Below are 12,575 nucleotides of genomic sequence, written 5' to 3'. Positions count from 1 at the left end.
GGATTCCTTTATCTTTATGGCCGACCGCTGGAATCCCAAAGATCTTATGGATAGCAGATATATCTGGCTACCGGTTGATCTCCAGAATGAAAAAGTACAGATAAATTGGAAGGATCAGTGGGATTTAAGTGTATTTCATTAGTTCGATCATATAGCTGTATTTAACCTAGATTCAGTTAAACAAATCAATCTTTTTTGAAATGATTTATTAATCGATAAATAATAAAAAATGCAATCTCTGAATAAATTAGTGCTTATTCTACTCTATAGCTGTGTCTTCACTTTGGGGTATCCGCAATCCAGTATTACCTTGACTTATGAGCGGAATAAAATGCAACAGCAAGATACTGTTGTCCGAAAAGGGATCCCTTGGTTAGATGAAACGATTACCGAAGAAAATCGGCTGCCCATGCATACAGATTTTGTGACCTTTCCGCATACGTCTCAGATCATCAACAGCGATTGGCGTGAATCCTCTGCGTATTTAAGTTTGAATGGTTCCTGGAAATTTAAATGGGTAAATAGCCCTTCAAAACTACCTGCTAACTTTGAATCATTAACTTATGACGATCGTCATTGGGATAATTTTCAGGTGCCTGCAAACTGGGAACTCAATGGATACGGTTTCCCGATGTATACTACCTCCGGTTTTGAATTTACCTATTTAATCGGGAAACCAAATCCACCAATTGTGCCGATGGATTTCAACCCTACGGCTGTGTATCGCCGTGAGGTAGTTATTCCCGAGGATTGGCAGGGAAAGCCCGTAATTCTCCATATTGGGGCAGCCAAATCGAATCTATCTGTTTGGGTAAACGGCCAATATGTCGGGTATGGGGAGGATAGCAAATTACCATCCGAGTTTGACATAACAGCATATTTGAGAAAAGGAAAAAATCTAATTACAATGCGTGTCATGCGATGGGGAGTCGCAAATTATTTGGAGGATCAGGATATGTGGCGCCTTAGTGGAATTACGCGAGATTGTTATCTGCTGGTTCGGCAACCAGTGCATCTACGTGATATTCAATTGTCGCCGACCCTCAATGATGCCTTTGATAAAGGACAGTTAAATACTAAGCTGATCTTTAACCAGGCCAGTCATGGGGATCTAATGGCAGAGGTTACACTTCATAGAAACGGTCGGCTTGTGTCAATTGCAACTGTTAAAGTCGACGGACAGGAAGTGGATATTGAACAGACCATAGACCATCCTGAACTATGGTCGGCCGAAATGCCAAATTTATACCAGGTGACTGTTAAACTTACAGACCCTAAGGGCAAACTCAGCGAGATCGTTCCCCAGCAAGTGGGCTTCCGTAGGGTTGAGATCAAAGAAGGTCTGTTGCTCGTTAATGGACAGCCTATACTTGTCAAGGGAATAAACAGGCACGAAACAGATCCCGTTACTGGTCATGTGATCTCGAAAGAAAGTATGTTGCGCGATATACAGCTCATGAAAAAATTTAATATCAATGCTGTTCGTACCAGCCACTATCCCAATGCCGAATATTGGTTGCAGCTCTGTGACCAATATGGATTGTATGTAATTGATGAGGCTAATATCGAATCACATGGCATGGGTTATGACCTGTCCTATACGATGGCCAATAGGCCGACCTGGGAGAAAGCACATGTTGCTCGTGTTGAACGCCTTATTCAGCGCGATCGGAATCATCCTAGCGTAATTATTTGGAGTATGGGCAACGAAGCCGGAAATGGCTACAATTTCTATCGGGCCTACCTCCGGATGAAAGAGCTCGATAAAAGTCGCCCTGTACAATACGAAAGGGCAGTGAATAATTATGGGGAATTAAGATTTGACTGGAATACGGATCTGATTGTACCTATGTATGCAAGTCCATCCGCAATGAAAAATTATGCAGCGCGTAACCCAAAGCCTCAAAGACCCTTTATTCAATGTGAGTATGCACATGCCATGGGGAATTCATTGGGAAACTTTAAGGATTATTGGGACATCATTCGGGCAAACAAAGGAATATTTCAAGGCGGATATATCTGGGATTTTGTGGACCAATGTTTTGTTAAAACCAATGCTAAAGGCGATACGGTATATACCTATGGCGGAGATTATGAACCTAAAGAAGCCATAACGGACTGGAATTATGCTTCCAAAGGAATTTTTTATGCCAATAGAACACCCTATCCACATGCTTGGGAAATGAAAAAAGTATATCAAGATATCCATAGTAGCCTATTGAACGAGAAAAAGATACAGGTTTACAATGAACGTTTTTTTACTGGACTTGAAAATGTTGAACTTCAATGGGAGCTTATTGTTGACGGAAAAAAAACGCAATCTGGTTTAATCAAGCATTTGAATGTGTTGCCTCAACAATCTGCTGTACTATCGATTCCTTATAAAGCAGATATTCCGGGGGAAAAATTTCTGAATCTGACTTATCGATTGAAAAAAGCCGAGGCTTTACTTCCTATGGGGCATCTTATTGCAACTGAACAGTTACCTCTGGGGGGCTCTTTTCAGCCTAAAACAGCTATTTTGGCACAGGGCAAAATCAAGACAGCGCGAAAAGATGGAAATCTGATTGTCACGGCAAAACAGCTACTGATGGAGTTTGACCTTAAATCAGGATGGTTGGCGAAATATCATTATAAAGGACAGGATTTTTTGGATGAACATGCGCTATTTAAGACTAATTTCTGGCGTGCGCCGAATGATAACGATTTCGGTGCCAATACGCCGGAAAAACTGAAACCTTGGAAACTGGTTGCGGATTCGATTGAACTGCTTGAAATTAGATCCGAATTAATCGATAGCCTGGCCTATGTATATGCGACCTACCAGATGCCTCAGGTATATGGGCAACTAGAAATGAAATACTGCATTAATCAATTAGGTGAAATGCGTGTTTCTCAGTCATTCCTTGCCGACACCACAAAAAAGGTTGCAGTTCTGCCACGTTTCGGTATGCAATGGATTATGCCATCTGGCTTTGAGGCGATTAATTACTACGGTAGGGGACCAGAGGAGAACTACATCGATCGTAATTTTGCATCACATGTCGGAATTTATAAACAGACCGTTGATCAACAGTATTTCCCCTATGTAATGCCACAGGAGACCGGCAATAAGACCGATATCAGATGGATGGAAATAAAAAATAAACAAGGTCGGGGATTGTTCTTTACGTCTGATTCTACATTTAGTATGAGCGCTTTGCATTACTTTGACAAAGATTTGGACGATGGTCTCAAGCGACAACAACGTCATGCAGCTGACCTTGTTAAAAGAAAGCAAACGCAACTTAATATTGACCTCAGACAAATGGGTGTGGGTGGAATCAATAGTTGGGGAGCATGGCCGCTGAATGAATATACATTGCCTTATAAAAATTATACATTCTCCTTTATCATAAAACCAGTCGAATAAATATAACGCCCTGTACAGCAACAGCTGTTCGTAATTGTTGTACAGGGCTTATTTTATTTTTCGGCAATTCAGACTAAGGCCGATCGACATGGAATTCATTCTGAAACGCTTTTCGATACTTTTTGACATAGTCGGAAGGTGTATGGCCAAACAATTTGCTGAACTGCTGTCTAAAGTAGCGTTGGTCGTAGAAACCTGTTAAGTTAGCTACTTCATTAATTTTTGAATCCGTCAATATGAGCATTTCGGCTGCTTTTTTTAGTCGTACCGACCTGATAAATTCATTGATCGATTTGCCTGAAATAGTTTTAATTTTTTTATAGAGTGAAGAATGACTCATGCCTGTTTTTTCGGCAAGACTTATTACAGTCAGTTCTTCCAACAGGTTCTCTTCAATAATCTCAATGCACCGTTCTATCAATAGCTTGTCTGTGATCGGTATCTTTAGCTCATTGGACTGTAGCGTAATCGCTTTAAAGAAAAAGTCCTGAAGGTTCTTCTTGTTCTGTAGTAATGTTTTGACCCGGAGCAACAATATTTCCGAATCAAATGGCTTATGGATATAATCATCGGCACCATATTGAATTCCGGCCAATTTAGTGCTGTCAGAGGTACTTGAGGTAAGTAGGATGATTTGAATATGGTTGAGTGCAGCATTAGATTTTACGGCTTTGCAAAGTGACAATCCATCCATCCCTTCCATGATAATATCACTTATGACCAGATCAGGTTGTTTTTGCTTGATCATATCGAGTGCCTGAACACCATTATGGGCATTATAGACCGAGTATTCTACCTTAAAAATGTCGGTAAGGTAGCTGCGGATAGCATCGTCGTCGTCGACCAATAAGACACTGAATTTTTTGCTTGATATCGCTGTCGGGAATAAGGGAACGGTTTCCGTCGCCACTTGCGAATCGTATAGCATTTGAATTCCCGACTCGTTGTAAAGCGCTACATCTGCCAAAGGTTCTTCGGCTGGGGTTTGTTTTGCTAAGATAGGCAAAACGAGGTCGAATGTTGTTCCCGCTGTTGCTGAACTCGTGTAACTTATTGTTCCGGCGTGCATTTCAACAAAAGTTTTGACAAGGTACATCCCAATCCCGAATCCTGTTTGTTTTTTGGGACCATTGAGTGGATCCGAAAAATATTTGTCAAATATCCTATCGCCAAGATGTTCGGGGATACCTTGTCCCGAATCTTTGATCTGAATGCTTAATTCCCGACTTTGTTGCGATAAGGCAATATGGATAGCACCATTGGAAGGCGTAAATTTAAAGGCATTTGATATGAGATTGCATAAGATGATCTCAATTTTTTCTTTGTCAGCATTGACATAAATCGGATCGGAATTTTCCAGAAACTGGTAATCTATATTTTGCAATTTTGCCTGAGCAGCGAAATATAGAAATATTTCTTTCATAAAGCTTTGGCAGTCAAAAATACTGATTTTGAGCTGTTCGGCACCGTCCTCTGTTTTTCTAAATACAAGCAGCTGATCCACCAAGCTCAACAGTCTTTTGGCATTTCTATGCACAATCTGAAGGGAAGCGCTGTCCTTGGACTCGTTTTTGGTCTTTAGCAGATCTTTAATCGGATTAATAATTAAGGTCAGTGGTGTTCTAAATTCATGCGATATATTTGTGAAAAATGCATGCCTCTTCTCATTGAGCTCTCTTTCTTTCTGAATGGTAAATTTTGAAAGCTGTATCTCGTAATTTAAAGCGATTTGCCTTTTCCGATAGCGCAGATACCATAGTCCTATATAGGCAATAGCCAGCGTGTAAAGCAGGTAGGCCCACCAGCTTCTATACCAAGGCGGAAGAATTTGAATCTCGAGTTTAATCTGTTTATTCGTCCAGTTGCCTTCCGAGTCGGTCGATTGAATATGAAGGATATAAGTGCCTTCATGCAGACCGTTGTAATTTATTGATCGGGTAGACCCTGCATCGTTCCATCCTTTGTCCAATCCTTCCAATAGATACCTGTATTTTATCTTTTGTGGGGAATCAAACTCCAGGGCTGCAAACTCCAGCGAAAAAGTGGATTGATTGTAGGGGAGCGTCAATTTATGAATGCTATGATCTTTTCCAATATCGACCCGGTCGCTCAGGTCGGCAATCTTTTTATTGTTAATTTTAAGGCTTGTGATAGCTAAGGCAGGTTCATAAATTTTCAGTTTAATGCTATCGGCGTCAAAGATGTTAAAACCGTTGTTCCCTCCGAAAAGAAGATGGCCGTCTTTGAGCTTAAGAGCTGCCCCATAGGAAAATTCGTTGCTTTGAAGTCCGTCAGTTTCCTCGTACCGTACAAATTTTTTAGTGGAAGGATCGAACTTCGAAAGCCCATTAAAGGTGCTTAACCACAATTTTCCAGTTTTATCTTCCAAAATATTAAGTACGGCATTGTTGCTCAATCCTTCATTTGTGGAATAATTTTCGACAATCTTTTTTAAACTGATATCAAATGCCAAGAGCCCCTTTCCTTCTGTTCCCAGCCAAAGTCTGTTGTTTTTTCCGAGCTGAATGGCACGAACAGGTTTTCCGATTAAATATCTGGAGATTTTTTTCGTCTGCTTGTTTAGCTGTATAATCTCATTGTAATTCCCCATCCAGATATTACCTTTCTGATCATCAGTCATACAATTGATATCATAGATGTCTTCGCTGAATACTTCAAATTGGTCGCTTGTCGGATTATATGTATATACTCTTCCCTCGGAAAATGTCGCTGCCCAGATCTTTTCATCCTGATCCTTAAAAAGTAACTGTATACTGTTATTTAGAACCCCAGTTGTATTTAGAACCCCAGTTGGCGTTCTACAAACATAATATTTAAAACCCGAGCCCTTTATGTAACGCGCAATGCCCATTTCGGTTGCGATCCACAATTCTCCATTAGTTCCAGTCAAAAGATGGTTTACCGTATTGTCTGGCAATTGCTGTGGCCCTTTTTGAAATGACTGAACCTGATTGGTCTTGTTATCCCATGCATAAAGACCATTGCCTTCGGTACCAATCCAGATCTTGTTATCATATTCAACAAAAGAACGGACAAATTTGTGCGCCAAGTTAAATCCCGCATAATGTTTCTGCTGTAAATAATTAAATTTATAGCCATTGTTATCAATCGTCTCAATGCCGCCCTTTCCGGTGCCGATCCATATTTTACGCTGGGAGTCTATGTAAACCGTATAAATGGTCTTGCTATTCAGTGAAAATTGAACAGGCTGTAGATTACTTTTGTTTTCTGCATTTCCATGAGATAGGTTAAGTATAAAAATGCCATTGTTTTGGGTGGCTATCCAAAGTTTGTTTTGTCCTTCCAACGTCAGCATATTGATCTGACTCGATTTAAGCTCCTGCGGATACAATGTCGAAAGCATGCCGTCTTTGATTTTCCAAACAAATAATCCTTCGTAATTACCAATAAAGAGTTCACCGCTGTTTGTACTAACCATAGAGGTTGCACTGGTAATAACCTTTGATACAAGATGCAACTGCTGTGTTTTTTTATCGAAAGCATATAATCCGCTTCCCTCTATAAAAACCCATACCCCGCCTGCCGCATCAATATGTGTGGCGGATACATGGTAGTATAAGCTGGATAGGTTCGATTTATAATCTTTAAAAGCGATTTGCATGGCATATGCTTCTTTATGACTTTTGTAAAATAGCCCCCAGCCGTTTGTGCCTATATAAATATTATTGTCACTATCGATTTGAATGGATTTTGTGTCAGCGTTGAGATGATATAACCGTTTCGATTTTTGGTCTCTATAATTTAAACGGGAGAAGGTATCAAAATTTCGGTCGTAGGTTCCAATCCCTTGACCGGTTCCTATCCACAATTTTTTATTGTGGTCTTCTGCTATACAATAGATATAATTATGCGGAATGCTATTTTCGTTATTTAGCTGGTTTCTATAGGTTTTTATATCGTAACCGTCGAATCTGTTAAGCCCGTCGAAGGTACCGAACCACATAAAGCCCTGACTATCCTGAAATATGGATTTCACCGAACTATTGGATAAACCTCTATTCATCTCCTTGGGAAATTGTGCTAGGCTCAGCATACTTGAGTGAACAAGGATGAGAACGAATACCAGGATTAAGGCCTGACGAGAATATGGGAGTCTGTTGAAACTAGGCATGTTAGCAGTTTTGTTCGTATGGTATTTCCGATATCAGGTAAAATTATCGATTTATCCTTATCATAGGTTATTATCTTGAAAACGACTATTTGCAATTGAAAACAGTCAAATTGAAGATTGTATGGCTAAAGATACGATTGTTTTTTAAAATAAGTGTATATTGTACGTTTATATAAAAGGGCCTGTATTACAGCTAACATTGTTGCTTTATAAAGCAAAAAAAATCGAGAAGAAAGTAATGAGTGTATCCATTAAATAGTGTACAAACCAATTTAAAGTAGCTTTTGTGCTCGTTTATCAAAAAATACTATACATCTAAATATATGCGGATCAATTTAATCTTATGTCTATTGTTTGTAGGACATTTTTCATTTGGACAGCAACTGAACAAAGAAACCGTACTTGCTCAGCTAAGTAAGGCAAATCAATACTGGCAGTCTCATCATAAGCCCGAGGTTTGGGCTTTTTGGGATCAGGCAGCTTATCATACCGGAAATATGGAATTCTATAAGATTTCAAAATCAGCGGGCGACTTAAAATATGCTGAGGATTGGGCCAGATACAATGATTGGAAAGGTGCCAAGTCTACCAATACGCAACTTTGGAAATACAACTATGGGGAAACAGACGAACACGTTCTTTTTGGTGACTGGCAAATTTGTTTTCAAACCTATATCGATCTCTATCATTTATCGCCAAGCCCTGAAAAGATTGCACGTGCTCAGGAAGTGATGGAATATCAGATCCACTCCAATAAACAGGACTATTGGTGGTGGGCCGATGGTTTGTATATGGTGATGCCCGTGATGGCTAAAATGTACAAATTGACAGGCAATTCACTTTATCTGGATAAGATGTATGCTTATTTACAATATGCCGATAGTATCATGTTTGATCGGGAAGAGAAATTGTATTACCGCGATGCAAAATATGTCTTCCCCAAACACCAGAGTTTACATGGCAAAAAGGATTTTTGGGCTCGTGGCGATGGCTGGGTGTTCGCTGCATTTGCAAAGGTTCTTCAAGATCTACCTCAGGAGGATAAACATTATACCTACTATCAGGAGCGCTTTAAGGATATGGCGGCCGCTATCATTAATTGCCAACAGCAGGAGGGATTCTGGACTCGAAGCATGTTAGATCCCGAGCATGCTCCCGGCAGGGAAACAAGCGGAACGGCTTTTTTTACTTATGGGTTGCTCTGGGGAATAAATAATGGCTTGCTAAGCGATTTTAAATTTAAAGATGCTGCGGTTAAAGGCTGGAAATATCTTAGTGAGATCGCTTTACAACCCGATGGCAGAATTGGGTATGTACAACCTATTGGTGAAAAAGCTATCCCCGGACAGGTGGTGGATACCAACTCTACAGCTCCTTTTGGTGTAGGTGCGTTTTTATTAGCCGGCTCGGAAATGTATCGTTATTTAGTTCAAAAATAGATTGGATTTGAAAATGAAAAATAAGATTTTATTGTTCTTTGTTATTCTTCTGACAGGCCATACTGTCTTTGGACAGGGCTTGAAGAAGAAACCTGCATCAACAAAAGAGACGGATAGAGCTTTTTGGCTTAAAGAAATGGATCATATGCTGCGTCCCGTTCTCCGCAGTCTGGCCCATGATAGCCTGCGGTTAACTATGCCACAAATGACTTCTAAACACGTGGATAATAAGGAACAGCGCATCAAAGTACAATATGTTGAAGTCTTGGGAAGGGTATTGTCAGGCATAGCACCCTGGCTTTCCTTGGATGGCGGTTCGGCTGAAGAGATAAAGTTACGCGATCAATATAGAGCATGGACTGTTCAAGCACTTAAAAATGCTTTGGACAGCAATGCACGTGATTTTATGCGTTTTGATCTCGGTGGCCAACAGCTTGTTGATGCCTCGTTTATCGCTTTGGGATTTATGCGTAGTCCTTGGTTGTGGGATCATATCGACAATCAGACAAAAAAGAATTTGGTAGCATCTATAAAAATTACGCGCCAATTTCGACCGGCTTATTCAAATTGGTTACTCTTTTCAGCAATGAATGAAGTTTTTTTAGCGAAATATTCGGATGATTGGGATGTGATGCGCGTTGATTATGCGCTGCAGCAATTGGAACAGTGGTATGTTGGAGATGGAATGTATATGGATGGTCCGCATTATGCGTTTGATTACTATAATAGTTATGTTATCCATCCCTTCTTGGCCGGAATTATGGATTTCATACAGTTGAAAACTAAAAACTATGATGGGATGTTTGCAAAAATCAAGCTCCGAAATGAGCGCTATGCCATTATTCAGGAGCGGTTGATCAATGCCGACGGTAGTTTTCCTCCGACAGGAAGGTCCGTAATCTATCGCGCGGCAGCTTTCCATCATCTTGCAGATATGGCGTTCAAGAGACGACTCCCTGGGGAACTTAGCGAAGGACAGGTGAAGGCTGCCCTGTCTGCGGTATTGAAAAAATCGACCGAAAACCCAAATACGTATGAAAATGGCTGGTTGACGCTGGGTATGTATGGTAATCAGCCGGGCTTGGGTGATCCATACAATAATCAGGGGAGCCCCTATTTATGTTCAGTAATTTTTTTGCCTTTGGGATTACCCGACAGAGATTCTTTTTGGACAAGTGAAGCGAGCGACTGGAGTGCACGGCGTATCTGGTCAGGACAGGACTGGCATAAAGATCAGGGTAAAGCCATTCAATAACCCCAAATTCCGGGAATAAGTCTCCTTTCAAAAGGATCTGGTGGGCTCAACAAGTGTATAAAAAATTCAATGAAACAATATCTAAATCAATTAGTAAGAGTGGGGATGCTCACTTGCGCGTGTCTCTTGTTTATTTACAATGCACAAGGGCAGAAAATTAAGAATACGCTTGTCGGAAATGGCTGGGCAAAGAACACAGTCAACACAACCGTATTTCGTAAAAATTCATTAACCAGCAATGGTAAATACCAATATATCGCTTATTATGATGAAGCTGGATATGTAGTTTTAGGCCAGCGATTACTTTCTGGCAAGGTATGGAAGTTGCGACGTACCGGCTATACCGGGCATGTGAAGGATGCTCATAATGTGATTAGTATTATGGTGGATAAGGCTGGATATCTCCACGTTTGTTGGGATCAGCATGACAGCAAGTTGAGATACGCACGTACCCTTCACCCGAATAGTCTTGTGCTGGGTTATGAGCAAGCCATGCTAGGAAAAAATGAATCAAAGGTAACCTACCCCGAATTCTTAAAGTTACCCAGTGGCGAGTTATTGTTTTTATATCGTGACGGCGGATCCGGCCACGGTAATCTTGTGGTCAATAAGTACGATAGTAAGCAGCAAAAATGGGAGCGGATGCATAGCAATCTGATTGATGGCGAGGGACAGAGAAATGCCTATTGGCAAAGTTATGTGGATCGTCGGGGGACGATACATCTTTCTTGGGTCTGGCGGGAGAGTCCCAACGTGGAAAGCAATCATGATATGGCTTATGCATGTTCAAAAGATGGCGGATTAACCTGGCAAAAGAGTAATGGAATGCGGTACGATTTGCCCATGAAAGAATCTACGGTCGAGTATGCGGCCCATATACCCCAGCAGCACGAATTGATTAATCAAACCTCTATCGCTGCGGATGAAAAAGGGAATCCTTTTATCGCTAGTTACTGGCGTGATGCAGGAACACAGATCCCGCAATATAAGGTAATCTATTTACAAGAGGGTGAATGGAAGATCCGGTCTTTTGATTTTAGAAAAACACCTTTTAGTTTGAGTGGTGGTGGAACAAAGGATATTCCAATCGCCAGGCCCCAGGTGTTGGTTCGCGGAAAAGATAATAAAATAATGTTGACGCTGGTCTTTCGGGATCAAGAGCGCGGTTACCGACCTTCGATACTGAGGTTGAATGGCATGCATCAAGAGGCAAATGACATTATTGATCTTTGTGAGCAGTCGGTAGGGGCTTGGGAACCTACATATGATACCCAGTTGTGGCAAAAGAAACGTAAAGTTGCTTTATTTGTGCAGTCTACAGTGCAAAAGGATGCCGAGGGACTCGCTGATGCTCCCGCGACAGCAATACGGGTAGTAGAATGGCGTGATTGAGAAAGAGATTGCTGTGTTTTTTTTTATATTAGAGAATACTATTAATACCCTAGCGCTAAAATATTAAAAAATCATAAAAAGTAAACCGCACGTTATGAAACATTCAACCGTATTTGTTTTGTTATTTCTAATCTTTACACATGTGTTTGGACAAAAAAGTAAAACAGTCCTATATGTAATCGGAAATATTCACGATAGTGTTCCAAATTATAATGCTCAAATTTTGGTTGGAATTCTTAACCATATTGAGCCTGATATTATTCTTCATGAAGTAGACCGTGAAGGGATGAAGGAATATGAAACTGCTCAGTATAGCCCCGAGGGAAATGAAATAAAAGCAAGCAATCTTTATTTGATGAAGAATCCACAAACCCTGAGATTTCCATTTGATTTTGAGGGAAGAAACAAATACCGTAAAGAAAAAGGCATGGTACCTACTGATAACTTAACCGTTAAATTGATCGACAGTTTGTACCGTGCTCAAAAATTGACCGGCGGGCAAGCCAATATTTACCAAGAATTTCAACGTATCACGGGAGATTTAATAAAAATTGCCACGTTATCTCCCGAAAATTTCAATAATCATACTACGGATAGCATTGCTGAAAAAAGACAATATTATCAATATCAAGAATTACTGAAAATTACAGATGCAAGGTCTGAGTTTTCAGAAGGGTTTGTCACAAAACCCGATGGAGACAAGATCAGTTATAAAGATGGATTCAGATTAATGTCAGACTTCTGGGATTTAAGAAATCAAACAATGGCATCCAACATCTATGAGATAGCTCGAATATATCCAGGTAAAAAGATTGTCGTCTTAACAGGTTTTCTACATCGCTATTATTTGATAAGAGCGCTAAATAAGCTCAATAAAAACGAATTTGTACGCAAGGAATTTTATCAATAACAATCATAATTACG

Annotated in this window: 6 protein-coding genes; 5 read left to right on the top strand and 1 reads right to left on the bottom strand. The window is 40.4% G+C overall.

Going from position 1 to position 12,575, the window contains the following annotated elements; genetic code table 11:
• Nucleotides 1-229 precede the first annotated feature (229 nt).
• Complete coding sequence (locus tag B2X72_RS01595) at nt 230-3,412, top strand: glycoside hydrolase family 2 TIM barrel-domain containing protein (protein ID WP_232475694.1); 3,183 nt, start codon at nt 230-232, stop codon at nt 3,410-3,412.
• Between the two features lie 73 nt (nt 3,413-3,485).
• Here B2X72_RS01595 and B2X72_RS01590 read toward each other — a convergent pair whose 3' ends face one another.
• Nucleotides 3,486-7,457, bottom strand: a complete 3,972-nt coding sequence (locus B2X72_RS01590; protein ID WP_286848139.1) for a hybrid sensor histidine kinase/response regulator transcription factor — start codon at nt 7,455-7,457, stop codon at nt 3,486-3,488.
• Between the two features lie 431 nt (nt 7,458-7,888).
• On the opposite strand from B2X72_RS01590, the gene B2X72_RS01585 reads away from it, so the two are divergent.
• From B2X72_RS01585 to B2X72_RS01570, 4 genes are all read left to right on the top strand, one after another.
• A complete protein-coding gene (locus B2X72_RS01585) occupies nt 7,889-9,004 on the top strand; it encodes a glycoside hydrolase family 88 protein (RefSeq protein WP_286848138.1) in 1,116 nt (371 codons plus the stop codon).
• 13 nt (nt 9,005-9,017) lie between these two features.
• Entirely contained in the window at nt 9,018-10,259 is a 1,242-nt protein-coding gene (locus tag B2X72_RS01580; RefSeq protein ID WP_286848137.1) for a DUF2264 domain-containing protein, read from the top strand.
• A 69-nt stretch (nt 10,260-10,328) separates the two neighbouring features.
• Entirely contained in the window at nt 10,329-11,651 is a 1,323-nt protein-coding gene (locus tag B2X72_RS01575) for a BNR repeat-containing protein (protein WP_286848136.1), read from the top strand.
• A gap of 94 nt (nt 11,652-11,745) precedes the next feature.
• Nucleotides 11,746-12,561 (top strand): hypothetical protein, encoded by an 816-nt coding sequence (locus B2X72_RS01570; RefSeq protein WP_286848135.1) that lies wholly within the window; start codon nt 11,746-11,748, stop codon nt 12,559-12,561.
• The last annotated feature ends 14 nt before the right edge of the window (nt 12,562-12,575 follow it).

The organism is Sphingobacterium sp. UBA7253 (assembly GCF_002472745.1).
GTDB classification, from domain to species: Bacteria; Bacteroidota; Bacteroidia; order Sphingobacteriales; family Sphingobacteriaceae; genus Sphingobacterium; species Sphingobacterium siyangense.
This window is presented reverse-complemented; position numbering and strand designations above follow the sequence as displayed.